Origin of the sequence: Nonomuraea sp. NPDC050310, assembly GCF_040655795.1 — a bacterium.
Lineage (GTDB): Bacteria > Actinomycetota > Actinomycetes > Streptosporangiales > Streptosporangiaceae > Nonomuraea.
Genome location: NZ_JBFAKP010000010.1, coordinates 33,699 through 58,443 on the forward strand (window position 1 = coordinate 33,699; position 24,745 = coordinate 58,443).

Consider the following 24,745-nt stretch of genomic DNA (forward strand, 5'->3'; position numbering starts at 1 on the left):
GGAAAGAGTCCGGCGGTGTCGCTTGCGGTCACGCGGGCACCGGATCCGGCAGAAGTTCACGAGGAACTGCCTAGACAATCCACCCGTTGAGCCGATAAATCACCTCGTAGGGGGCTACGGGGCGGGAGGCGCCATGGGAACGCCGATCAGCAAGGAATGGGTCGATCACGCCTTACGCGCGCGGGTGGCCGAACGCGACCGCATATCCGAAAGCCTGCTCACGCTGGAGTCCCACACCACTTACCAGCTCCTGGACGGCTCCCAGCTCCGCGGCACCACCAAGGACCGCTGGGCCGAGGCGGAGGCCGCCGCCGCGACGATGTGGGCGCTGAACGACGCCTACCGCAGCACGCTGCGCAAGGCCGAGGAGGTGCGGGCCCGCCGCGCCCGCCCCGGCGCGCAGGAGATGGCCGAGCTGAACCTGCTGCTCACCGAGTCGTCGATCATCGTCCCCTCCCCCGCGCCCAAGGCCCGGCCGCTCACCCTGCTCCCCGCGCCCGACGAGACCGTCTCCATGGACGAGGTGGTCGAGCGCATGGAGCTCGCCTTCCGCCAGGTCATGGAGGTGGTCGAGGCGGTCGACCAGGCGTGGTCGGCCGCGCTGCCCCGCCTCGACGAGGCCGCCGCCGCGCTGCGCGAGATCGCCGACCTGGCCGCCGACCTGGGCGAGGAACCGGCCCTGGGCGCGCTGGAGGGCGAGGTGGACGGGATGCGGCAGCAGGTGCTGCTCGACCCGCTCGGCCCCGGCCTGCCGTCCGCCGCCCTCGACCGGGCGCTGGCCGCGCTCGCCGCCCGCCGCACGACCCTGCGCGCCGCCGCCACGCTCAAGGCCGAGTACGGCAGGCGCAAGGAACTGCTGACCATCGAGATAGCCAAGGCCGCCGACGCCGAACGCCAGGCCCGGCTGGCCCACACCCAGGTGAGCGCCAAGATCGCGCTGCCCCCCTCGGCGCGTCCCCCGGCCCGGTCCGCCGAGCTGAGCGCGGAGCTGGAGGCGATCGACGCCTCCGCCGGGGGCTGGAGCGCCCGGGCCGCCCGCCTGGGCGCGCTGGAGAAGGCCGCGGCCGAGGCCGGCCAGCGTGCCGCCCGGACCGCCGGGGCGCTCCTCGGCCTGGTCAACCGGCGCGACGAGCTGCGCGGCAGGCTCACTGCAACCCAGGCGAAAGCCGTACGGAAGAGACTCGCCGAAGATCCCGTGGCAAGCCGGTTGTACGAGGAGGCGCGCACCTTGTTGTGGAGCGCGCCCTGCGATCTGACCGGGGCGGCACGGGCGGTCGAGCGCTACAGCGAGGAGGTCAACCGGTGAGCCAGTGCGCCAGGCCAGGCTGTTCCGGGACGATCCAGGACGGCTTCTGCGACCGCTGCGGGGAGGCTCCGGAGGTGGCGGCCGTCGCCGCGCCGCCGCCCCCGCCGGTGAGCACGCCGGTGAGCACGCCGGTGAGCACCCCGTCCGGGTCGGTGAGCCGGTCGACCGGCTCGTCGTCCGCCCGTTCGCGTGGATTCTTGGGTGAGGGCCTGGCCGATCTGCCGGCCATCCCGGTGCGCAACCCGCAGGACGTGATCCTCGCCGACCCGGCGGTCTCGGAGGACAAGCGCTACTGCTCGGCCTGCGGCAAGCCGGTCGGCCGGGGCATCCAGGGGCAGCCGGGCCGGGTGCGGGGTTTCTGCCCCAACTGCCGCCACGCCTACGACTTCGCGCCGAAGCTGGGCAAGGGCGACCTGGTGGCCGGGCAGTACCGGGTGGAGGGGGCGCTGGCCCACGGCGGGCTGGGCTGGATCTATCTGGCCTCCGACCAGAACCTGGACGGCAAGTGGATGGTCCTGAAGGGCCTGCTGAACGCCGGTGACGCCGAGGCGATGGCGGCGGCCGAGGCCGAGCGGCGCTTCCTGATCAGCGTCGACCACCCGAACATCGTCAAGATCTTCAACTTCTGCCGGCACGACTCGGCCGGGTACATCGTCATGGAGTACGTGGGCGGCCCCTCGCTCGCCGAGCTCCGCAAGGACGGCCTGCTGCCGCTGAGCGAGTCCATCCGCTACGGGCTGGAGATCCTCAAGGCCTTCGGCTACCTGCACGACCAGGGCCTGGTCTACTGCGACCTGAAGCCGCACAACGCCATCCGGGCCGGCCGCCGGCTCAAGCTGATCGACCTGGGCGCGGTCCAGCGGGTCGGCTCGCCGCCCGGCACCTCGTGGCACACCGCGGGCTACAGCGCGCCGGAGATCGAGACCAAGCCGGCCAGCGTGGCCTCCGACCTCTACACCGTGGCCCGCACGCTGGCCGTGCTGAGCGTGCGGAACTTCAGCCCGACCACGCAGGGCAAGGTCAACCCGCTGCCGGCCGACTGCGGGCACGACTCCTTCGGCCGGGTGCTGCGCCGCGCCACCGACGCCGACCCGCGGCGCCGCTTCCAGTCCAGCGCGGAGTTCGCCGAGCAGCTCACCGGCGTGCTGCGCGAGCTCAGCGCCGAAGAGGACGGCGTGCCGTACCCGGGGCAGTCCCGGCTGTTCGGCCCGGAACGGGCCGCGCAGGGCAGCGTGAGCGAGCGGCCGGGACCGGCGAGCCTGCCGGTACCGGTGCCGGATCCGGAGGACCCGGCCGCGTCCGGGCTGAGCGGCCTGATCGCGCGCAGCCCCGCCGAGCTGGTCACCCGCCTGGAGGCGCTGCCCAGGACGCCGGAGTCGATCCTGGCCCGGGCGCGCGTCCTGGCGGAGAACGGCCTGGCCGGCGCGGCGGCGGCGATCGACGAGGCGGACGCCGCGCTGCCCCGCGACTGGCGGGTCGACTGGGTGCGGGGGCAGCTCGCGCTGGCCGAGTCCCGCTTCCAGGACGCGGCCGTGGAGTTCGAGAAGGTGCTGGACTGGCTGCCCGGCGAGCTGCCGCCGAAGCTGGCGCTCGGCCTGGCGCTGGAGGGCGCGGGCCAGGACCCCGAACGGTGGTACCGCACCGTCTGGCGCACCGACCACTCCTACGTGGGCGCCGCCTTCGGCCTGGCCCGCGCCCGGCTGAAGGCCGGTGACCGCGACGGGGCCGTGGCGTTGCTGGACGAGGTGCCGGAGAGCTCCAGCCAGCATGCCAACGCCCAGCTCGCCGCGGTCGAGTGCCTGGCCCGCGACCTGAGCGACCCCGGCGACGTGCCCAAGGCGCTGGAGCGGCTGGAGGACCTGCGCCTGGACGCCCGCCGCCACGACGAGCTGACCGCCCGCGTCCTGGAGGCGGCCCTGGCCCGCGCCGACTCCGACGAGCACCGCCGCGAGCTGGCGGCGATCTACCGCCGGCTCGCCAAGGCCGCCGCCACCCGCCAGGAACGCCACGCCCTGGTCGACCGCGCCAACGCCGTCCGCCCCCGGACGTGGGTATGACCTGCTCCGGCTGCGGCCACGCGGTCTCCCCCGGCGACAACTTCTGCGAGAACTGCGGCCTGAACCTCCACACCCCCGCCTGTACGGCCTGCGGCGCCGCCGCCACCGACGACTCCGGCTTCTGCCCCGACTGCGGCACCCGCCTGCCGCAGGGCCGCGACCACCTGGAGACCGAGCTGGAGCCGGGCGGCGCGGCCGGCGTCACCGACCTGGGCCTGCGCCGGCGCCGCAACGAGGACGCCATGGCCCTCGGCGCGGCCGGCGGCCTGACCGTCGCCGTCGTCTGCGACGGCGTGGCCACCTCGCCCCGCGCCGACGAGGCCGCCCAGGCCGCCGCCGACCTGGCGGTGGAGCGCCTGCTGGCCGAGCTCGGCGGCGGCGCGGACGCCAAGGAGGCGACGGTCCGCGCCTGCGCCGCCGCGGCCTCGGCGGTGGCCGCCATGGGCACCGTCGAGGACGCCCCGGCCTGCACCTACGTCTCGGCGGTCGTCGCACCCGGCGAGATCACCGTGGGCTGGCTGGGCGACAGCCGCGCCTACTGGCTGCCCGAGGGCGGCCCGGGCCGGCTGCTGACCACCGACGACGTCGCCTCGCACGGCGTGATCTCCTCCTGGCTCGGCGCGGACGCCGAACCGGAGGACGCGCACGTCCTCAGCTTCTCCCCCGACCTGCCCGGTCTCCTGCTGGCCTGCACCGACGGCCTCTGGGAGTACCTGACGGGGGACTTCCCCGCCGCCGGCACCCCGCTGGAGCGCGCCCGCCTGCTGCTGCGGCACGCGCTCGACTCCGGGGGCCGCGACAACGTGACCATCGTCCTTATCCCGGGAGGCCCGGTATGAGCTTCACCTTGCACGTGGATCAGAACCAGTACCTCGCCGTGGGCGCCACCCAGGTGCACGCGGTGCTGACCGTCGGCTCGGCCGGCGGCCCCGTCGTCGAGACCCGGCCCGCGGAGGCGGCCGAGGTCATCATCATCGACACCTCGGGCTCGATGTCCGGCAGCAAGATCCGCGAGGCGCGGCAGGCCGCGGCGGTCGCCGTGCAGTCGCTCCGCGACGGCGTGCACTTCGGCGTCATCTCCGGCACCGACAACGCGCGGCTGATCTACCCCAGCGGCCGCAACCTGGTACGGGCCTCGCGCGCCACCCGCGACGCGGCCGTCAAGGAGATCAACCGGATGACCGCCGGCGGCGGCACCGAGATCGGCCGCTGGCTGGAGCTGGCCGGTTCGCTGCTGGACGGCCACCCCGAGGCGATCCGGCACGCCATCCTGATGACCGACGGGCAGAACAACGAGAGCGCGAGCCGCTTCGAGAGCGTGCTGCGCGCCTGCCAGGGCCGCTTCACCTGCGACAGCCTCGGCGTCGGCGAGGACTGGGTCCGGACCGAGCTCGCCAAGGTCGCCACCGCGCTGCTCGGCACCTACGACTACGTCAAGCAGGGCGCCGCGCTGGCCGACTACTTCCGCGACCTCACGCAGACCGCGATGAGCAAGACGCTGGCCGAGCTGACCCTGCACGTCAAGACGCCCAACGACGCCAAGGTGCTGTTCGTCAAGCAGGTCGCGCCGACCATCCTCGACCTGACCGGCCAGCGGGTCCAGGTGGACGCGCTGACCACCGACTTCCCGACCGGCTCGTGGGGCGCCGAGGAGCGCGTCTACCACATCTGCGTTGAGATGCCCGCGCGCCAGCCCGGCCCGCCGGTGCGCGCGGCGTGGGTCCGGCTCGTCCGGCCCGACACCCTGGAGATCTTCGCCTCCGGCAACGTGCTGGCCACCTGGACCGACGACCTGGCCCAGTCGACCCGGATCAACCGCAAGGTCGCCCACTACACCGGCCAGGCCGAGCTGCACTCGCTGATCCAGGAGGGGCTGCAGGCCCGCGACTCCGGCGACCAGGACACCGCCACCGCGCGGCTGGCCAAGGCCAAGAAGCTGGCCGACGAGACCGGCCGCGACGACACCGCCCGGCTGCTGGCCCAGATGGTCGAGGTCGACTCCTCCGGCACCGCGCGGCTTCGCGCCGGCGTCGGCAAGGACGTCGAGCTGGAGCTCGACACCGGCTCGGTCCGGACCAGCCGGCTCAAGACGGGTGAGGCGTGATGGCCGTCTGCCCGCTGGGCCACCCCTCCACCGACGACACCTTCTGCGACGAGTGCGGCACCCAGATCGGCGGCGCGGCCCCGGCCGCCGAGCCGACCGGGCTCACCGGCTGCCCGGTCTGCCAGGCGCCGCTGCCCGGCCGCTACTGCGAGGTCTGCGGGCACGACTCCACCGCGCCGGTCGTCGAGGCCCCGCCGCTGCCCGCCTCCTCCTGGGAGGCGGTCGTCGGCGCCGACCGCGCCTACTTCGAGCGGGTCATCGGCGTGGGCGGGCCCGACTCCGGCAAGATCGTCTTCCCGCCCTACTGCCCCGAGCGCTCCTACCCGCTCAGCGGCGAGCAGGTGCGCATCGGCCGGGCCAGCCGCTCGCGCGGCGTCACCCCCGAGATCGACCTGGGGCAGGCGCCGCCCGACCCAGGCGTCTCCCACCTGCACGCCGTCCTGATGGCGCAGCCGGACGGGAGCTGGACCCTGGTCGATCCCGGCTCGGCCAACGGCACCGAGGTCAACGGGCAGCCGGTGGAGCCGAACGTGCCGGTGCCGCTCGGCGACGGCGACCGCATCCACCTGGGCGCCTGGACGGTCATCACGCTCCGGGGTGCGCCGTGACCGTCACCCAGGCCACCCCTCGCGTGCGCTCCCGGCGGGTCTCCGTGCCCCGCCGGGTCCGCACGCTGGCCACCCTGTCCCTGCTGTCGCTGGCGCTCCTGCTCGGCGTCACCGCCGCCGGCGCGGCCGGCACCGGCGAGGGCCTGCGCACCATCGGCCACGACGCCGGCCCGCAGGTGCTGGCCACCACCGGCCTCTACCGGCACATGTCCTCGATGGACGCGCTCGTGGCCGAGTCGCTCCTGCTCGGGGCGGAGTACGGCGAGCAGCGCCAGGCCGACCACACCGCCTACGACACCCAGCGCCAGCAGGTGACGCGGACCCTGCTCAAGGCCTACGAGCTGGCCCTGGACAACCCCGCCGAGCAGCGCACCGTCCAGTCGCTGATCGAGGGCCTGGGCCGCTACGAGCGCTTGGCGGCGCGGGCCAGGCTGCTGGACGCGCAGTCCGGGCACAAGGCGGGCGAGACCCCCGAGGCGGTCGTCGCGGTCTACCGCCAGGCGACCGACCTCATGCACCGCGAACTCCTGCCGCAGGCCTACAACCTGACCCTGGAGACCGGCACCATCGTGCGCCGCGCGCACGCCGCCGAGCAGTCGGCCGCGGCCCTCGCCAAGGCCGCGGTGGTGCTCACCGGGCTGCTGGCGCTCGGCCTGCTGGTCGCGCTCCAGCTCTACCTGACGCGCAGCTTCCGCCGCGTCTTCGCGCCCGCGCTGGTGCTGGCCACCCTGCTGGCCGGCGTCGGCACGGTGCTGGGCGTCACGCTGCTCAGCCGCCAGGACAGCGCGCTCGACGAGGCCAAGCGGCGCGGCTTCGACCAGGTCCTGACCCTGACCAGGGCACGGGCGATCAGCAACAGCATGTACGGCGACCAGAGCCGCTACCTGCTGGACGCCGGCCGCCGCGACACCTACGAGCACACCTTCCTGGACAAGGCCCAGGCGGTCGCCTACCTCAAGCTCGACAAGACCAGCCTGCCCGCCTACCAGGCCGCGCTCGACCCGCCCGACCCGAAGGACCAGAAGGGGCCCCGCTTCCTCGGCATGCTCGCCCCGGTGGTCGGCCAGGACGGCGAGCGCGTCTTCCAGGCCTACCAGGCCTTCCAGAAGAGCGACGCCGAGCTGCGCAAGCAGCCGCCCGCGCAGGCGATCCAGCTCTGGAACAGCACGCTCAAGGAGGACTACCAGCGCTACGACCAGCTCCTCGAAGAGCTGACCAAGCGCTACGAGTCCGTGTTCGGGCGGGCGATCGGCTCCGGGGACGCGGCCCTGGCCGGGTTGTGGCGCTTCGTCCCGGCCGGACTGGCGCTCAGCGCCCTGCTCATCCTGGCCGGGATCTGGCCGCGACTGAAGGAGTACCGGTGAAGCGCCTGCTGTGCGCCCTGCTGCTGGCGGCGGCGAGCGTCTCGTGCGGCTCCGGCACGCCCGAGTCGATCATGGACAAGGACGTGCTCGTCGTCGGGGTACGGCCCGACCTGCCGCAGATCGGGCTGGAGACCGGCAACGGCCGCTTCGAGGGCTTCGACGTGGACGTGGCGCGCTACCTGGCCAAGGAGCTCGGCAAGGAGGTGCGCTTCGTCAAGGCGCTGGCCGCCGACCGGGAGCCGCTGCTCACCTCGGGGCGGGCCGATCTGGTGCTGGCCACCTTCACCATCTCGCAGGAGCGCAAGACGAAGATCGGGTTCGCCGGGCCGTACCACGTGTCCTACCAGGACATCCTGGTGCGGCCGGAGGAGAGCGCGATCCGGGAGGTGCGCGACCTCGACGGGCGCAAGATCTGCGCGGTGAAGGGGGCCAACGCGGCCGAGCGGGTGGTGGACGAGCGCGGGGTCAAGGCCACGCTGGTGCCCTCCGACGACTACGCCGGCTGCGTGACGATGCTCAAGGACGGCCGGGTGGACGCGATCACCACCAACGACATCATCCTGGCCGGGCTCGCGCTGCACGACGGGTCGGGGCTCAAGCTGCTCAACGCCCGCTTCAACGAGCAGCGCACCGGCGTGGGCATGCGGCTGGGCGACGTGGACGGCTGCGAGGAGCTCAACCGGGCGATCACCAAGATGTACCAGGACGGCAGCGCCCGGATGTACCTCGACAAGTGGTTCGGCAAGGCCGGCCTCGACCTGTCGGCCGTCGCGGTGCCGCAGTTCGAGGGCTGCTAGCGCCCCCCTTGGCCGGGGGGCGCTAGCGCTCCGGAGGCGGCGCGATCTCGGCGCCGAAGCGCCGGGTCAGCTCCGACTTCGCCGCCCCCGCGCGGGTGAAGTCGTAGCCGATCAGCCGCACCTGCGCCAGATCGGCCGCCTTGGAGTCAGGAGCCACCTCGGTGCTGGCCGGCAGCGCGTAGAAGCCGGCCAGCGGGCCGAGCCGCTGGGAGTCGCCGCTGAGCGCCCAGTCCACGAAGCGGCGGGCGGCCTCGGGGTGCCGGGTCCCGGCCAGCACCGCCACCCCGCCGACCTCGTAGCCGCTGCCCTCGGCGGGGAAGCTGACCTGGAGGTCGCGGAAGCCCTGCTCCTGCAGGTCCACGCAGTCGTGGGAGAAGGCCACGCCCACCGCCACCTGGCCGCGGGCGGCCTGCTCGGCCGCGGCGGCGCCGGAGCGGTTGTAGCGCAGCACGTTCGGGTGCAGCCGGCGCAGGTAGTCCAGGCCCGCCTCCGCCGAGCCGCCGAGCTCGACCTGGGTCCACAGCGCGGTGTAGGCGGTGCCCGAGGTCGCCGGGTGCGCGATGCCGACGCTGCCGGCCAGGCGCGGGTCGAGCAGTTCCTGCCACGACAGCAGCGGGCCGAGCCCCTTGGCGGTCAGCTTTCTGACGTTGTTGCAGAAGGCCAGCACCCCGCCGTACACGCCGGTCCAGGCCCCGGACGGGTCGCCCCAGCCCTGGCGGGCGTGGGCGGCCATCGGCGAGCGGTACGGCTCCAGCATCCCCTCCCGGGCCGCGGCGGCGTAGGCGTCGGCCGGGCCGCCGTGCCAGACGTCGTACTCGGGCGCGGAGCGGGTGCGGCGGATGCGGTCCAGGGCGTCGCCGCTCGACAGCCGGGCAAAGTCGGCGTCGATCCCGGTCTGCTCGGCGAAGCGCGAGGCCATCATCACGCACCACTGCTCGTCCGCGCCGCAGATGATGGTGATCTTGTCCTGGGCGGTGTTCCCGCAGGCGGCGGGGACCAGGGCGAGGGCGGCGGCGGCCAGGAGCCTCAGCATGCCCTCACCGTAGGCGGGCCCGCGGGCCCGGGGGTGAACACCCGGTGAGCTCAGGTAACGCCGCCGTCACCGGCGCTCAGCCCCCGCTCATCCCGCGTTCCCGTCAGCGTCGGTGGGCATCACGTAGCCGACGCCGCGCACGGTCTTGATCGCGACGGCGTCCTGCCCGGCCTCGGCCAGCCGCGACCGCAGCCGGAAGATCGCCGACTTGACCACGTCCCGCCCGCCGCGCAGGGCCGTCGTGCCCCACACCGCGCGCAGCAGGTCCTGCCACGACACCGGGGTCCCCCGCCGCCCGGCCAGATGGGCCAGCAGCTTGAACTCGGTGAACGGCAGCTCCAGGCGGCGGCCCCCCACGATGGCGACGTGCTCCACCAGGTCGAGGGTGAGCGGCCCGGCCTCGATCGTCTTGGCCCCGCCACCGCCCCGCCGTACCAGCGCCTGGGCCCGCAGAGCCACCTCGCGCGGATGGAAGGGCTTGACCACGTAGTCGTCGGCTCCGCACTCCAGCCCGGCCACCACCTGGTCGGGCCCGGCCAGCGCGGTGAGCATCATGATCGGCACCTCGTGCCGGGCGCGGATGGCGCGGCACAGGGTCAGCCCGTCCATCGAGGGCATCAGCACGTCCAGGACGACCAGGTCCACCTGGCGGGTGCGCAGCAGGTTGAGCGCGGTCGCGCCGTCGTGCGCCTGGTGCACGGTGAAGCCCTGCGTCTCCAGGGCGAAGGCGACGATCATCGTCATCTGCGGCTCGTCGTCCACGACCAGGGCCACGCTCACGCGGTCCGTCCCTTCGGCAGGGTCACCAGGATGGTCGTGCCCTTCCTGGCCTGGGTGTCGATCAGGATCGAGCCGCCGTGCAGCTCGACGATGGACTTGGTGATCACCAGCCCGAGCCCGGTGCCGTCGCCCAGCGGCGAGCTGGTCACGAACGGGCGGAACAGCTCGCGGCGGCGCTCGCGCGTCATGCCCGCGCCGTCGTCGGTGACGTACAGGGCGATGCCGGTGTCGATCGCCGCCACCCGCACCGCGATGCTGCCGCCGACGGTGGTGAAGCGGCCGGCGTTCGACAACAGGTTGGTGACCGCCTGGACCAGCAGTCTCGGGTCCGCCTCCACCTCGGGCGCGACCTGCGGGGTGTCCAGCGTGATGCGCTGCCCGCGCCGCGCGCACAGCGGGCGCATCGCGACCACCACCTCGCGGGTGAGCTGGGCCACGTCCACCTTCTCGAAGGCCGGGCTGAACAGACCCGACTCGATGCGGGCGTGGATCAGCAGGCTCTCGCACAGGTGGATCACCTGGGCGCACTGCTGGTCGATGGTGTGCAGGAACTTCGTCTGCGTCGCGGTCAGCGGGCCAGGGCTGCCCTCGAGCAGCAGGTCGGCCGCGCCCTTGATCATGCTCAGCGGGGTGCGGAGTTCGTGGCTCAGCGCGCTCACCTGCTCCGCCCGGCGTTCGACCAGGCCGGCCAGCCGTTCCGCCTCGGCCCGCTGCTCGCGCCCGGCCCGCCGCGCGGCCACGGCCGTCACGGCCACCCCCGCCACCACGCCGCCCACCGCCGCCGCCACGACCGGCTGCCCGAGCAGCACGGCGACGACGACCAGGGCCGCACCGCCGATCAGAACGGCAGCCATAGGGGGATTGCGCACCCCTGCCCACCTTCCCGGCAGCCCCCGCCGGCCTCTGGAAAGGCAAGGCCCGCCGTCCCGGCGCGGGAGCGCGGGACGGCGGGCACGGGTTCAGTCCAGATAGTCGCGCAGCATCTGCGCGCGGGTCGGGTGCCGGAGCTTGGCCAGCGTCTTGGACTCGATCTGCCGGATCCGCTCCCGGGTCACCCCGAACTCGCGGCCGACCTCCTCCAGGGTACGGGGGTGGCCGTCGGCCAGTCCGAAGCGCAACTGGATGATCCGCTGCTCGCGGTCGGACAACGTCGCCAGGATGTCGTCGAGCTGATCCTGCAACATGATGAAGGCCGCGGCCTCCATGGGCACCACAGCGTCCGCGTCCTCGATGAAGTCGCCTAGGTCGGAATCCTCCTCACCGATGGGCGACTGCAGCGAGACCGGCTCCTGCGCGATGCGCTGGATCTCCACCACGCGATCGACCGGGAGGTCCATCTCCTTGGCGATCTCCTCCGGCGTCGGCTCGCGGCCGAAGTCCTGGTGCAACTGGCGCTGCACCCGGACCAGCTTGTTGATCGTCTCCACCATGTGCACGGGGATCCGGATGGTCCTCGCCTGATCCGCTATCGCGCGCGTGATCGCCTGGCGGATCCACCACGTGGCATACGTGGAGAACTTGTAGCCCTTGGTGTAGTCGAACTTCTCGACCGCGCGGATGAGGCCGAGATTGCCTTCCTGGATGAGATCGAGGAAGAGCATGCCGCGTCCGACATACCGTTTGGCGATCGACACCACGAGCCGCAGGTTCGCCTCGATCAGCCGCTGCTTGGCCCTGGTGCCCTCCCAGACGAGCTCCCTGAACTCCGGGAAGGCCAGCCTGGAGACACCGTTGCCCAGCTTGTCCTCGGCGAACAGGCCGGCTTCGATCGACTTGGCGAGTTCCACCTCCTCTTCGGCGGTGAGCAGCGGCACGCGGCCGATCTCCCGCAGGTAGATGCGGACCAGATCACTGGTCGGCGCCCGCTTGCCTACGTCCTCCTCATCGGCGCGGACGACTTCTTCGTCGCCCTGAGGCTCCAGCACCTCCACGCCGTTCTCGGCGAGCATCCGCACCACGCGTTCGAGCGTGTCGGAGGGAAGCTCGGATCGGTCGAGCGCGGCTGCGACGTCATCGACGGTTACGCTCCCGCGCTCCCTTCCTTTCGCGACGAGGTCCGCCACCTGATCTACGGATGGCGGTCCACTTGGCAGCACCGATGCACCCACGGGAGACAGTCTGCAGTATTCGTTAGTGAAAATGGCAGACCCATTTTTGGCACAGAAGGTAAGGCGTGCATCATTACCAAATCGAGATCCGGCCCAGGTTTGGCCGAAGTTTGATCAGGAAAGTAAACGTAATTACGTGATCCTGCTGGTCCCACCCGAGGTCAGGGTGCCCTTACCGTCTGCCCGGCCGGGAATTGTCCACCCGATCTACGGGAAATACCAGCGTTAGCGTGCCCGGCGGCTTTCCCGCAGAGTAAGAACCCGCGTCACGGCATGCCGTAACGCGGGCCCGGTTTCCGCAGTTCTTGATCTAGCGCAGGATCAGGCGCCTACGTAGTCGGCGAGGTGCTCGCCGGTGAGCGTGGAGCGCGCGGCGACCAGATCGGCCGGCGTGCCCTCGAAGACGATCTTCCCGCCGTCGTGGCCGGCGCCGGGGCCGAGGTCGATGATCCAGTCGGCGTGCGCCATGACCGCCTGGTGGTGCTCGATCACGATGACCGACTTGCCGGACTCGACGAGCCGGTCCAGCAGGCCCAGGAGGTTCTCCACGTCCGCCAGGTGCAGGCCGGTGGTCGGCTCGTCCAGGACGTAGACGCCGCCCTTCTCCGCCATGTGCGTGGCCAGCTTGAGCCGCTGCCGCTCGCCGCCGGACAGCGTGGTGAGCGGCTGGCCGATGGTGAGGTAGCCCAGGCCGACGTCGACGAGCCGCTCCAGGATGGCGTGCGCCGCCGGGACCCTCGACTCGCCCTCGGCGAAGAACCGCTCGGCCTCGGTCACCGGCATGGCCAGCACCTCGGCGATGTCGCGCCCGCCGAAGCGGTACTCCAGCACCGCGGCCTGGAAGCGCTTGCCCTCGCAGTCCTCGCACGTCGTGCTGGAGCCGGCCATGATGCCCAGGTCGACGTAGATGACGCCGGCGCCGTTGCAGGTGGGGCAGGCGCCCTCGGAGTTGGCGCTGAACAGCGCCGGCTTCACGCCGTTGGCCTTGGCGAAGGCCTTGCGGATCGGCTCCAGCAGCCCGGTGTAGGTCGCCGGGTTGCTGCGCCGCGAGCCGCGGACCGGGGCCTGGTCGATCGAGACGACGCCGGCCGAGGCCGGGATGGAGCCGTGGATGAGCGAGCTCTTGCCCGAGCCGGCGACGCCGGTGACGACGCAGAGCACGCCCAGCGGGACGTCGACGTCGACGTCCTGGAGGTTGTGCCGGGTGGCGCCGCGGATCTCCAGCTTGCCCTTGGGGGTGCGCACGGAGTCCTTGAGCTTGGCGCGGTCGTCGAGGTGGCGGCCGGTGATGGTGCCGCTGGCGCGCAGGCCCTCGATGGTGCCCTCGAAGCAGACGGTGCCGCCTGCCGTACCGGCTCCGGGGCCGATGTCGACGATGTGGTCGGCGATGGCGATGGCCTCCGGCTTGTGCTCGACCACGAGCACGGTGTTGCCCTTGTCGCGCAGCCGGAGCAGCAGGTCGTTCATCCGCCGGATGTCGTGCGGGTGCAGGCCGATGGTCGGCTCGTCGAAGACGTAGGTGACGTCGGTGAGCGCGGAGCCGAGGTGGCGGATCATCTTGGTGCGCTGCGCCTCGCCGCCGGACAGCGTGCCCGCGGGCCGGTCGAGCGACAGGTAGCCGAGGCCGATCTCGACGAACGACTCCAGGCTGTGCAGCAGCTTGCCGAGCAGCGGCGCCATGGTCGGCTCGTCGAGCCCGCGGACCCATTCGGCCAGGTCGCGGATCTCCATCGCGCAGGCGTCGGCGATGTTGACGCCCTTGATCTTCGACGAGCGCGCCGCCTCGTTGAGCCGGGTGCCGCCGCAGTCGGGGCAGGCGGTGAAGGTGACCACGCGCTCCACGAACGCCCGGATGTGCGGCTGCATCGCGTCGACGTCCTTCGACAGGAAGGACTTCTGGATCTGCGGGATCAGGCCCGAGTAGGTCAGGTTGATGCCCTCGACCTTGATCTTGGTCGGCTCCTTGTAGAGCAGGTCGTGCAGTTCCTTCTTAGTGAACTTGCTGATGGGCTTGTCCGGGTCGAAGAAGCCGCTGCCCCGGAAGATCCGGCCGTACCAGCCGTCCATGCTGTAGCCGGGGATGGACAGCGCGCCCTCGTTGAGCGACTTGCCGGCGTCGTAGAGCTGCGTGAGGTCGAAGTCGGTGACCGAGCCGCGGCCCTCGCACCGCGGGCACATGCCGCCGTGGTAGACCGCGTCGCGCACGACCTTCCGCTCGCCCTGGCCCTTGTCGACCGTGATCGCGCCGCTGGCCACCGCCTGCGCCACGTTGAAGGAGAAGGCGGTGGGCGGGCCGATCTTCGGCGTGCCGAGCCGGCTGAACAGGATGCGCAGCATGGCGTTGGCGTCGGTGGCGGTGCCGACGGTCGAGCGCGGGTCGGCGCCCATGCGCTGCTGGTCGACGATGATCGCCGTGGTCAGCCCGTCGAGCACGTCCACGTCGGGGCGGGCCAGCGTCGGCATGAATCCCTGCACGAACGCGCTGTAGGTCTCGTTGATCAGCCGCTGCGACTCCGCGGCGATCGTGCTGAACACCAGCGAGCTCTTGCCCGAGCCGGAGACCCCGGTGAAGACCGTCAGGCGGCGCTTCGGGATCTCGATGCTGACGTCCTTGAGGTTGTTGACGCGGGCGCCGTGCACGCGGATCAGGTCGTGGCTGTCCGCGGGGTGCATCTCGGGCGACGTGCTGCCCTTGGTCATCGTCTCTCCATCCGTCTGTGCAGCCTGCCTGCGCGGCCTCCGGGGCCTTGCCTGGGACATCTAACCAGTTCAGAGCATTTTTTGCGCTTCGTCGGGCTTGTCGGAGCAGGGGTACGGCAGGCGGACCAGCCGGGCCTTTCCGGGATCGGCGGCGGGCCTTCCGGTTCCGGCGCCCCGTGCGGGCTCGGCTTCCTGCGACGCGGGCTCGGCTTCCCGCGGCGCAGGCCCAGCTATCCGCGGCGCGCTCTCAGCTTCCCGCGGCGCGGTCTCGCAGGACGCGGCGTTGTTGTTCGAGCGCCACCAGCTCGCCGAAGAGCCGGTTGTACTCCGCCTGCTCCTCCACCGGGTTGAGGCGCTGCATCCGCGACTTGGCCTGCGCGATGGCCCGGTCGACCGCCACCGCCTCGATGGCGGCGAGCATGGCCGAGGCGTACCGCTCCTCCACGTGCGAGTCGGCCTGGATCGGATCGACCGCGAACCGGGTGATCAGACCGCGTGCCGCCTCGTCCGGCGCCTGCTCCAGCAGCGCGTCCACCCAGGTCCGGCCACCGTGCCCGGCCGCCCCCATCCCGCCCGCGGCGATGATGACCCGGTGCACGGCCACGTGGTCGGGCGCGGTGAAGGCCTGCACGTCGAGCGCGTCGAACCGCGGCCCGAGCAGCGCCGGCCGCTGCACGGCCAGCTTGAGCAGTTCCCCCTCCACCCGCACGTGCGGATCGACGGGAGCCGGCCGCGGCGCCCGCTTCGGCCGCCCGGCCTGCGACTGCGCGGTGTCGGCGATGCGCTGCATCACGAAGCGCTCGTCCATGAAGCCGAGCCACCGGTCGAGGTCGATCGCGTACCGCTTGCGCAGCCCGACGTCCTTGATCCCGGCGACGATCGGCGCCGCCGCGTCGAGCGCGGCGATCTTGCCTTCGTTGCTGCGCAGGTCGTACCGGGCGATCGTGCTGCGGATGGCGAACTGGAACAGCGGCTCGCGCGAGGCGATCAGGTCGCGCACCGCCGCGTCGCCCTGCTTGATCCGCAGGTCGCACGGGTCGAGCCCGTCCGGCTGCACCGCGACGTAGGTCTGCGTCACGAACTTCTGCTCGTCGGCGAACGCCCGCAGCGCGGCCTTCTGCCCCGCCTCGTCGCCGTCGAAGGTGAAGATCACCTCGCCGCGGAACTCGGCCTGGTCGAGCAGGAAACGCCGCAGCACCTTGATGTGCTCCTCGCCGAAGGAGGTGCCGCAGGTGGCCACCGCGGTCGGCACGCCGGACAGATGGCAGGCCATCACGTCGGTGTACCCCTCGACGATCACCGCCTGCAGCCGCTTGGAGATCTCGCGCTTGGCCAGGTCGAGGCCGTAGAGCACCTGCGACTTCTTGTAGATCGGCGATTCGGGGGTGTTGAGGTACTTCGGCCCGTCGTCGTTGTCGAGCAGCTTGCGCGCCCCGAACCCGATCACGTCGCCGGTCGCCTCGCGGATCGGCCACACCAGCCGGCCGCGGAAGCGGTCGATCGGCCCGCGCCGGCCCTCCTTGGCCAGCCCGCCCTTGACGATCTCCTCGGTGGTGAACCCCTTGCCGAGCAGGTGCCGGGTCAGCGCCTCCCACTCGTTGGGCGCGTAGCCCACGCCGAAGCGCTCGGCGTCGGCCCGCTCGAAGCCGCGCTCGGACAGGAACTTCCGGCCCGGCGCCGCGTCGGCCTTCAGCAGCCGCTCGGCGTAGAACTCGGCCGCCACCCGGTGCGCCTCGACCAGCCTGGCCCGCTCGCCGTGGTCGCGCTTGGGGACATACCCGCCCTGTTCGTACTGGAGCTGGATGCCGGCCCGCTGCGCCAGCCGCTCGACCGACTCGGCGAACGACAGGTGCTCGATCTCCTCGACGAACTTGATCACGTCGCCGCCGGCCTGGCAGCCGAAGCAGAAGTACATCCCCCGTTCGGGGGTGACGTTGAAGGACGGGCTCTTCTCGTCGTGGAACGGGCACAGGCCCTTGAGGTTGCCGCCCCCGGCATTGCGGAGCTGCACGTAGTCACCGACGACGGAGTCGATCGGCGACCTTTCACGAACTAGTGCGATGTCGACGTCACGGATCCGGCCTGCCACGCGGCGAGTCTATTGCGCCCCACCGACAAATAACGCCGATGACCCCACTCGCGGTGGGCTGCCGCGGCCTCAGGACTCCGCCCGCTCGCGGCGCCCTCGCAGGGCCTCAGGACTTCGCCCGCCGTTCGTAGAGGGTCAGCCGCACGTCGCCGAACGCCTTCACCGGCCCCGGTTCGAACCGCGCCCGCAGGCCCACCAGTCGCTCGTCGTCCCGGTACCGGGCCCCGATCCACGGCGAGACCAGCCAGACCCGGCGCGCACCCGCCAAAGCCGCCCGAACCTGCTCACCACTGTGCGGGACCGCCGAACCCGGCTCCCGCGTGACATCCACCAGATTCCGGTACGGCTCGCCGTACACCGCGGTGAACAGCCGGTACCGGTGCGGAACGAACAGCACCCGGTCCCCAGGCCGCCGCTCGGCGGCGAGCGTGGCGCTCAGGGCCCGCAGGTCGTCCGGCCGCGCACCCGGCTCCCGCTGCACCACCTGGGCCTCTGCGGCCAGTACGGCCAGCGCCGTCACGCCCCCGGCCGCCGCCACGGGCGACCACCGCCGAGCCAGTACGGCCAGCCCGATCCCCGCCGCCAGCGCGATCCCGGGAACGACATAGAGCACGTACCGGGCGTGATAGATCGGCTGCACCTGCGAGACCGCCACCGCCGCCGCGAACGGCACTATCGCCCACACCCCCACCACCGGCGTACGGCGAGCCGCCCAGATCCCGGCCGCGACCAGCGCCCCGAGCAGCACCGCCCCCGCGACCCCGCCCGCCACCTCGACCGGGAACGCCCCGATCTCCGCCAGGCCGGGCCGCTTGAGCCACCACACCTGCGTCTCGCGCTGCCCCGCCGCGATCACCACCAGCGGCGTCAGCACGACCGCGGCACTCGCGCACGCGCTCACCCAGGCCACCACCACCCGCCGGCCCCGCTTCGGGCTCGTGCGGGCGGCGGCCGCCACGGCGACCCCGTGCGCGAGCAGGAGCAGCAGCGCGTACAGGTGCAAGGCTCCCAGCAGGCACACGCTCACGAAATATCCCGCGAAAGCCCGCCGGGGCCGCCGCCCCTCGATCAACTCCACCAGGAACCAGGTCGCCGCCACCGCCGCCAGCGAGACCAGCGCGTAGCTCCGCGCCTCCTGCCCGTACCGCGAGGCGATCGGCAGCAGCACGTAGACCAGCCCCGCCATCAGCCCGGCCACCGGCCCCGCCAGCCGCCGCCCCAGGACCGCCACGCCGTACGCCGCCCCCACGAACGCCAGCCACGACGGCGCCCGCAGCCACCACTCCACGGGTCCCGCCTCGATCGCCGCGAACGGGCGCAGGACCAGGTAGTAGAGCGCGTGCACCGCGTCCAGGTCGCCCAGGAAGGCGAACAGGTCGCCGAACGACATCCTCGCCACCATCGCGCTGACCGACTCGTCGCGCCAGAGCGACGGCGTGGTGATCCCCCACGCGCCGACGAGCGCCGCCGCGGCCACCACGGGCAGGTCCCAGGACAGGCTCAGCTTGCTCACCCGCCCCAACATAACCACCCATCCGCCCCATTTGCGTCTCCTAGGAATCCTAGGATAGAACTAGGACCCCTAGGAGGACATCATGCCGAGAGCCGGACTGACCGTGGACCGCGTCACCACCACCGCCGCCGACCTGGCCGACGAGCTAGGACTCGACCAGGTGACCATGGCGCGCGTCGCCCGCCGCCTTGGGGTGAAGGACGCCAGCCTCTACACCCACGTCCGCAACCTCGAAGACCTGCGCGGCCGGATCGCCCTGCTCGCCGCCGACGAGAAGACCACGCGCATCGCCGAGGCCACCGCCGGACGGGCCGGCAAGGACGCCCTCGTCGCCTACGCCAACGCCTGGCGTGACTTCGCCCACCAGCACCCCGGCCGCTACCTGGCCACCCAGACACCGATCCGGATCGACCCCGCCCTCGCCGCCGCCGCCTCCGGCCCGCGCCGCGCCGTCGAGCTCACCTACACCATGTTGCGCGCCTACGGCCTGGACGAGCCCGACCTCACCGACGCCGTCCGCCTGCTCCGCAGTACCTTCCACGGCTTCGTCGCCCTGGAGGCCGCCGGCGGCTTCGCCCACCACCGCACCCCGGACCACACCTGGCCCCGCACCTTGGACGCCCTCCACACCCTCCTCCTCAACTGGCCCCCACCCTGACCCCCTTCTCCACCCCAGCCCGCGCCCTCCCGCCCCACCAAACGGACTGGCCGTCTCAGCCCCTGACCCCGACCCAGGGAAAGAACCGCCGACTGCGCTCCGCGAACCCCTGACCCGCCCTACGCCGAGAGCCCACCCGGCCTCCCCTGGGCCCACCTGTACCGAACGCCCAACCCGCGGCCGCCCTACGCCGAGTTCCGCCGAACTCGCCCTCACAACCGGAGGAACACCCTCATGACCACCCCGCCCGCCACAGGAACCCTCCGCGTACCCGGCGCCACCCTCCACTACGAGACCCGAGGCCAGGGCCCGGCCCTCCTCCTGATCCCCGGCGGCACCGGCGCCGCATCCGCCTTCGACGGCGTCGCCGACCTCCTGTCCGCCGACCGCACCGTCATCACCTACGACCCCCGCGGCTTCTCCCGCAGCCCTCTCGACGCCCCCGCCACCGACCAGCAGGTCGCAGTCCACGCCGACGACGCCTACCGCCTCCTGGAGCACCTGTCCCCCACCAGCCCCGCGAAGGTGTTCGGCTCCAGCTCAGGCGCGATCGTCGCCCTCCACCTGCTGACCACCCACCCCGAGCGCGTCACCCAGGTGATCGCCCACGAGCCCCCACTCGTCGAACTCCTCCCGGACGCCGCCACCCACCGCGCCTTCCTGCAAAACCTCCGCGACACCTACGACACCGAGGGCCTCCAGCCCGCCATGACCGTCTTCACCACCGGACTGTCCCGCCCCACCTCAGGATCCACCGCCACCCCGCCCCGCCCCACCCCCAAAGTCACCACGGCCCCGGCCGACCTCACCCCTGAAACCACCGCGACCCAGGCCCGCCTCACCCCCGAACCCACCGCGGCCCAGTCCCGGCCCACACCCGCCACCCGGGAAGCTCAGCAGCCCCCCACCCTCTCCCCCGAAGCCGCCGCCCGGATCGAACGCACCATGTCCAACATGCCGTTCTTCCTCCGCCGCATCGTCCCCACCTTCATGTCCCACACCCCCGACCTAGCCCGCCTGGCCACCCTCTCCGACCGCCTGACCCTGGCCGCCGGCGAGGACTCCCCCGGCGAACTCACCTACCGCCCGGCCGCCTGGCTCGCCGCCCACCTGGGCGCCGACCTCCTGCACTTCCCCGGCGGCCACGTAGGCCTGACCACCCACCCCACCGAGTTCGCCACCCTCCTCCACAAAACCCTGACCTGAGAACCCCACAGCGCCATCACCCAACCCCGAGATGCCCGATGTCCCCCAGCCCCACAACCGCCCGATTGCGATAGAAGTCGTCCTCCCGCAATGTGGTGATACTCCCCGAAGGCACCCGAAAACTGGCATACCCGACCGCCTCAACCGGCATCCTGATCCAGGAGGTCACCACAAACGTCAACGACCCCACATGCGTCACCACAATCTGATGCGCACAGGGCCGCTCCAAGATCTCGTCCATGGCGGCATAGACCCGCCGCGCCACCGCCGCCTTGGTCTCCGCCCCCTCAATCCCTTCGTCGTGCTCCATCCGCTCCCCCACCGCCGGCGGCGGCACGAACCGCTGATCGAGCCACTCCTGCGCCCGACCCCCCGCAACCCCGTAGGACTTCTCCCGCAACCGCCAATCCAGCACAGCTCCCACCCCGAACACCTCAGCGATCGCCTCGGCCGTCTCCCGCGTCCGCCGCAAATCCGACGAGAACAGCTCCACCTCCGCGTCCTCGGGAATCCGCCCCCGCAACGCACGAGCAATGGCCGCCGCCGCCCCGAGCCCACCCTCCGTCAGCCGCGAGTCATGCCAGCCCCCGACGACGCCTTCGATGTGATGCGTGGCTTCCGGGTGAGTGACGACATAGACAGTGCGCATGAACTGAGCCTCTCCTCATTGCTCGGCGACCAAGCCGGCGGAACCATTCCCGCGCGGGCGGTGAGGGCTGACCCCGACGGAGATCTTCTCCGCGCGCGTCAAAGCACCCTTCGCCGCCGCGGCTTCATCACAGCAACAGCGTGTTTCCAAGAACCCCTCGACCTGACCCAGCCCGACAGACCCCAATATCCCCACCCAGCCGGCACCAGACCCTCCCCAAACGCCCCACCCTCGTCGGCGCCGCAGGCGCCTTGAAAGAGAAGCGCCTGCGTGAAGCGCAGTCCGCCAGGGGTCGCGCGGAGCGCGACCGGAAGAGCAGCCCGAGCGAAGCGAGGCCCATGCCTTTGAGGTCCCGGCCCGGTAAGGAAAGGGCCAAACACCCCATCCCCAACCAAGGAGTCGGCTAAAAAGGTAAAAGTTGTCGTTGGATACGGTGACACAGGTGGAGATCATGCGATCGGGGCATTCAACCAAGCTGGCCGCGCTCACCGGCGCGCTGCTGCTGACCTGCGCGACGGCGTGCGCGCAGGGGACGGGCGTGGCCGGGGTGAGCACGAAGGCGCCGGTCGCGACGGCGACGGGGGCGACGCCCGAGGTGACGGGCACGACGCCGGGAGCGACGCCGACCCCGGAGCATCAGGCGGGACGGCCGGCGACGGACGAGCCGGTGCAGGTGCCGCCGCCGAAGTTGTCCAAGCACAAGTACGTCTTCCCGGTGAAGGGCTGCTCGACGACCTATCAGCGCAAGCTGCTGGTGTTGCCGAAGACGACGATCTGGGCCGCCAAGGGGTGCGCGTTCGTGTCCCCGGTGGACGGCGTGGTGGACGAGGTCAACCTGCAGAACAGGTGGCGCCCGTCGGTGGACGCGGGGGCGACGCGGGAGGGCCGGTTCGTCACGGTGATCGGCGAGGACGGCGTGCGGTACCTAGGCGGGCATCTCGACGACATCGGCGACGACATCAAGCCGGGCACGAAGGTCAAGGCGGGACAGCAGCTCGGGACGGTGGGCAACACGGGCAACGCCCGCGACACCGCCCCGAACCTGTACTTCGCGATCTCGTGGAAGACCGGCCCCGCCTACTGGTGGGTCCGGCGCGGCATGGTCAAGCCGTGGGACTACCTGGACGCCTGGCAGAGCGGCAACTCCACGCTGTCCCCGCGGGCTGAGACGTTCAAGCTGCGCGGCAAGGTGGGCGAGACGCCGAGCTGCACGGTCCAGTGCGCCGGCAAGCCGCCGAAGAAGAAGACGCCGAAGCAGGACCAGGACCAGGGCGATTCGGGCGGCGGCCAGAACGACGACCAGCAGGAGCAACCGCCGCCGCACACGGTGCCGACGACGGCCAACGGCTGACGGAACCGGGCGGGTCTCAGCTCCGGCTGAGGTCCGCCCGGATGCGGTTCTGGAGCTCCTCGACGCCGTCCCAGATGTTCACGTTCATCCCCGCGACCATCCGTCCGTCGCGCGACCAGCGCACGACGAACTCGCGCTCCGGCACGGACCCCTCGAACACGACCTCGTCGTAGCCGGTGGTGTCGCCGGTGAACTCCATGCCCAGGGTGTACTGGTCGGTGAAGAAGTACGGCAGGCGGTCGTAGACGACCTCGCGCCCCAGCATCGCCCGGGCCGCCGCGGGGCCGCCGTTCAGCGCGTTGGCCCAGTGCTCGACCCGCAGCTTCCGCCCGTACAGCGGATGGTACGGCTCGGCCACGTCCCCGGCCGCGTAGACGTCGGGGTGGGAGGTGCGCAGCGAGGCGTCGCACACGATGCCGGACGCCACCTCCAGCCCGGCGGTCCGGGCGAGCTCGACGTTCGGCGCCGCGCCGATGCCCACGACGACGAGGTCCGCCTCGACGGTCTCCCCGCTCGCCAGCCGTACCCCGTGGTCGGAGACGGAGGCGACGCCGACGCCCAGCCGCAGCACGACGCCCTGCTCGCGGTGGAGCGCGGCGAAGACCGCGCCCACCTCGGCCCCGAGCACCCGGGCCAGCGGCAGCGGTTCGGGCTCGACGACGGTGACCTCGCAGCCGGCCAGCCGGGCGGCCGCCGCGACCTCCAGCCCAATCCAGCCGCCGCCGACGATCACGACGCGCCCGCCGCGGGCGAGGCCGTCCCGCAGGGTCTCGCTGTCCTCGACGCTGCGCAGGGTCAGCCCGGGCCCGGGCAGCCGGCGCGGCGTCGCGCCGGTGGCCAGGAGGAGCTTGTCGTACGGCTGCCGCGTCCCGTCCGACAGTTCGACGACGTGCTCGTCGAGGGCGAGCCGGGTGGCGCTCACCCCGAGCCGCAGGTCCACGTCGTGCTTGCCGTACCAGCCGGGCGGGTGGACGAAGATCTTCTCCCGCTCGCTCTTGCCCTGCAGGTAGTCCTTGGACAGCGGGGGCCGCTCGTAGGGCCGTTCGCGTTCGGCGCCGATCAGGACGAGGTCCCCGTCGAAGCCCTCCTCGCGCAGGGTCTGCGCCGCTTTGGCGCCCGCGAGCCCGGCTCCGACGATCACGTGGGTGGTCATGGCCCAGTATCGGCCTAGGACAACCTCCGGTGCCAGGCGACCGCGGACGTGTCGGTGAGGGAGGCGATCTGGTCGATGACCACGCGGGTGCGGGCGGCGTCGTCGGGCGCCTGCTCGAAGGCGGGGCGCAGGGCCGGTTCGAGGGTGCGCGGGGCGCCGAGGGTGATGAGCGCGGCGAGTTCGGCGATGAGGTCGCGCTGGCGGGCCTGGGTGGCGGTGCGGTCGTCGCGCAGCATGACGTAGTGCGCGGTGACGCCCTTCAGCAGGGCGCATTCCAGGCGCGCGGCGCGCGGCACGATCAGGTCGGCGTGGTGGCGCGAGCCGTACGCCTCGCGGGTGGCGGCCTGGGCGGCGCGGCAGAAGCGTCCGATGAGCCCGCTGGTGAGGGCTTTGAGCCCGGCGAGGTCGGCGAGGGTGCCGCCGAAGCCGCGCGGCCAGAGCGGCTCGGCGAGCAGCCGGGCGAAGGTGTGCTCCAGTTCCTCCACCGGCGCGTCGGGCGCGTAGAGGCGGCGGGTGACCTCGCAGACCTCGGCGCGTCCGGCGGTGGAGCGGAGCAGGGCGAAGGTGGCGTGGCCGGAGTGGAGGGCGTCCTCCAGGTCGTGGACGGAGTAGGCGACATCGTCGGCCCAGTCCATGATCTGGGCCTCGAAGCTGACCCGGCCGGGCGGGGCGTGGTCGCGGATCCACTCGAAGACCGGCAGGTCGTCGTCGTAGACGCCGAACTTGGCGCCGGGTTCGGTGCGGGTCCAGGGGTATTTGATCGAGGCGTCGAGCGCGGCGCGGGTGAGGTTGAGCCCGGCGCTGCGCCCGTCCTCGGTCAGGACCTTGGCCTCCAGGCGGGTGAGCAGGCGCAGGCTCTGCGCGTTGCCCTCGAACCCGCCGCATCCGGCGGCGAGGGCGTCGAGCGCGGTCTCGCCGTTGTGCCCGAAGGGCGGGTGCCCGAGGTCGTGGGCCAGGCAGGCGACCTCGACCAGGTCGGGGTCGACGCCGAGCACGTCGCCCATCTCGCGCCCGATCTGCGCGCACTCCAGGGAGTGCGTCAGCCGGGTGCGCGGCACGTGCTGGCCGTCGCCGGTGGCGTCGATGGGCCCCACGACCTGCGTCTTCGCCGCCAGCCTGCGGAGCGCGGCGCTGTGCAGGACCCGCGCCCGGTCACGCCCGAACGCGCTGCGCTCGGGCGGGCCGGGCGGTTCCGGCACCCATCTCGCCTGGTCATGATCGGTGTAGAGGGCCATAAGTGACGAGATGATATCCGCGGGACGGGCCCGC

21 protein-coding genes are annotated in these 24,745 nt (G+C 72.2%); 10 read left to right on the top strand and 11 right to left on the bottom strand.

The genetic code is table 11. From position 1 onward, the window contains the following. The first annotated feature begins 133 nt into the window (after positions 1–133). The gene (locus tag AB0I67_RS23275) at positions 134–1,306 is read left to right on the top strand and encodes a hypothetical protein (protein ID WP_357927132.1); all 1,173 of its coding nucleotides are present in this window, start codon (positions 134–136) and stop codon (positions 1,304–1,306) included. On the opposite strand, the gene AB0I67_RS23280 is transcribed toward AB0I67_RS23275, so the two are convergent. Then, on the bottom strand, positions 1,296–1,535 hold the full coding sequence (locus AB0I67_RS23280; protein ID WP_357927134.1) for a hypothetical protein: 240 nt from the start codon (positions 1,533–1,535) through the stop codon (positions 1,296–1,298). The genes AB0I67_RS23275 and AB0I67_RS23280 overlap by 11 nt on opposite strands. Here AB0I67_RS23280 and AB0I67_RS23285 point away from each other — a divergent pair. From AB0I67_RS23285 to AB0I67_RS23310, 6 genes are read left to right on the top strand one after another with little or no spacing between them, the layout of a single operon-like run. Then, complete coding sequence (locus tag AB0I67_RS23285; protein WP_357927137.1) at positions 1,504–3,363, top strand: tetratricopeptide repeat protein; 1,860 nt, start codon at positions 1,504–1,506, stop codon at positions 3,361–3,363. The two genes, AB0I67_RS23280 and AB0I67_RS23285, sit on opposite strands and share 32 nt — an antisense overlap. Further along, positions 3,360–4,202 (top strand): protein phosphatase 2C domain-containing protein, encoded by an 843-nt coding sequence (locus tag AB0I67_RS23290; protein WP_357927140.1) that lies wholly within the window; start codon positions 3,360–3,362, stop codon positions 4,200–4,202. Before AB0I67_RS23285 ends, AB0I67_RS23290 begins: the two co-directional genes overlap by 4 nt. After that, positions 4,199–5,467 (top strand): VWA domain-containing protein, encoded by a 1,269-nt coding sequence (locus AB0I67_RS23295; RefSeq protein ID WP_357927143.1) that lies wholly within the window; start codon positions 4,199–4,201, stop codon positions 5,465–5,467. Before AB0I67_RS23290 ends, AB0I67_RS23295 begins: the two co-directional genes overlap by 4 nt. After that, the gene (locus AB0I67_RS23300; protein ID WP_357927146.1) at positions 5,467–6,075 is read left to right on the top strand and encodes an FHA domain-containing protein; all 609 of its coding nucleotides are present in this window, start codon (positions 5,467–5,469) and stop codon (positions 6,073–6,075) included. The genes AB0I67_RS23295 and AB0I67_RS23300 overlap by 1 nt, the downstream gene beginning before the upstream one ends. Beyond that, positions 6,072–7,439, top strand: coding sequence for a hypothetical protein (locus AB0I67_RS23305; protein WP_357927147.1), 1,368 nt, complete (start codon positions 6,072–6,074; stop codon positions 7,437–7,439). The genes AB0I67_RS23300 and AB0I67_RS23305 overlap by 4 nt, the downstream gene beginning before the upstream one ends. Beyond that, entirely contained in the window at positions 7,436–8,236 is an 801-nt protein-coding gene (locus AB0I67_RS23310) for a transporter substrate-binding domain-containing protein (RefSeq protein ID WP_357927150.1), read from the top strand. Before AB0I67_RS23305 ends, AB0I67_RS23310 begins: the two co-directional genes overlap by 4 nt. A gap of 22 nt (positions 8,237–8,258) precedes the next feature. On the opposite strand, the gene AB0I67_RS23315 is transcribed toward AB0I67_RS23310, so the two are convergent. From AB0I67_RS23315 to AB0I67_RS23345, 7 genes are all read right to left on the bottom strand, one after another. Then, on the bottom strand, positions 8,259–9,269 hold the full coding sequence (locus AB0I67_RS23315) for an extracellular solute-binding protein (protein WP_357927153.1): 1,011 nt from the start codon (positions 9,267–9,269) through the stop codon (positions 8,259–8,261). Between the two features lie 87 nt (positions 9,270–9,356). Next, positions 9,357–10,049, bottom strand: a complete 693-nt coding sequence (locus tag AB0I67_RS23320; protein ID WP_357927156.1) for a response regulator transcription factor — start codon at positions 10,047–10,049, stop codon at positions 9,357–9,359. After that, positions 10,046–10,903, bottom strand: a complete 858-nt coding sequence (locus AB0I67_RS23325) for a HAMP domain-containing sensor histidine kinase (protein ID WP_357927158.1) — start codon at positions 10,901–10,903, stop codon at positions 10,046–10,048. Before AB0I67_RS23325 ends, AB0I67_RS23320 begins: the two co-directional genes overlap by 4 nt. 105 nt (positions 10,904–11,008) lie before the next feature. Then, positions 11,009–12,145, bottom strand: a complete 1,137-nt coding sequence (gene rpoD / locus AB0I67_RS23330; protein WP_357927160.1) for an RNA polymerase sigma factor RpoD — start codon at positions 12,143–12,145, stop codon at positions 11,009–11,011. 333 nt (positions 12,146–12,478) lie between these two features. After that, positions 12,479–14,857 (bottom strand): excinuclease ABC subunit UvrA, encoded by a 2,379-nt coding sequence (locus AB0I67_RS23335; protein WP_357927163.1) that lies wholly within the window; start codon positions 14,855–14,857, stop codon positions 12,479–12,481. 247 nt (positions 14,858–15,104) lie between these two features. Next, positions 15,105–16,946: a DNA primase gene (gene dnaG, locus AB0I67_RS23340; RefSeq protein WP_357927166.1), complete on the bottom strand. Its 1,842-nt coding sequence runs from the start codon at positions 16,944–16,946 to the stop codon at positions 15,105–15,107. 106 nt (positions 16,947–17,052) lie between these two features. Then, on the bottom strand, positions 17,053–18,459 hold the full coding sequence (locus AB0I67_RS23345; RefSeq protein WP_357927169.1) for a hypothetical protein: 1,407 nt from the start codon (positions 18,457–18,459) through the stop codon (positions 17,053–17,055). An 82-nt stretch (positions 18,460–18,541) separates the two neighbouring features. On the opposite strand from AB0I67_RS23345, the gene AB0I67_RS23350 reads away from it, so the two are divergent. Together AB0I67_RS23350 and AB0I67_RS23355 are read left to right on the top strand one after the other, a co-directional pair. Then, positions 18,542–19,117, top strand: a complete 576-nt coding sequence (locus AB0I67_RS23350) for a WHG domain-containing protein (protein ID WP_357927171.1) — start codon at positions 18,542–18,544, stop codon at positions 19,115–19,117. 234 nt (positions 19,118–19,351) lie between these two features. Then, positions 19,352–20,323 carry an alpha/beta fold hydrolase gene (locus AB0I67_RS23355; protein WP_357927174.1) on the top strand — a complete coding sequence of 324 codons (972 nt, stop codon included), beginning with the start codon at positions 19,352–19,354 and terminating at the stop codon, positions 20,321–20,323. 16 nt (positions 20,324–20,339) lie between these two features. Here AB0I67_RS23355 and AB0I67_RS23360 read toward each other — a convergent pair whose 3' ends face one another. Next, positions 20,340–20,972 (bottom strand): histidine phosphatase family protein, encoded by a 633-nt coding sequence (locus AB0I67_RS23360; protein WP_357927176.1) that lies wholly within the window; start codon positions 20,970–20,972, stop codon positions 20,340–20,342. Between the two features lie 451 nt (positions 20,973–21,423). Here AB0I67_RS23360 and AB0I67_RS23365 point away from each other — a divergent pair, with 451 nt between their 5' ends. Further along, positions 21,424–22,323, top strand: a complete 900-nt coding sequence (locus tag AB0I67_RS23365; RefSeq protein ID WP_357927528.1) for a M23 family metallopeptidase — start codon at positions 21,424–21,426, stop codon at positions 22,321–22,323. A 16-nt stretch (positions 22,324–22,339) separates the two neighbouring features. Here the strand turns inward: AB0I67_RS23365 and AB0I67_RS23370 are convergent, their stop codons facing one another. Both AB0I67_RS23370 and AB0I67_RS23375 read right to left on the bottom strand, forming a co-directional pair. Further along, positions 22,340–23,476, bottom strand: a complete 1,137-nt coding sequence (locus tag AB0I67_RS23370) for an FAD-dependent oxidoreductase (RefSeq protein ID WP_357927178.1) — start codon at positions 23,474–23,476, stop codon at positions 22,340–22,342. Positions 23,477–23,490: 14 nt separating this feature from the next. Next, entirely contained in the window at positions 23,491–24,711 is a 1,221-nt protein-coding gene (locus AB0I67_RS23375; RefSeq protein WP_357927181.1) for a deoxyguanosinetriphosphate triphosphohydrolase, read from the bottom strand. Positions 24,712–24,745 lie beyond the last annotated feature (34 nt).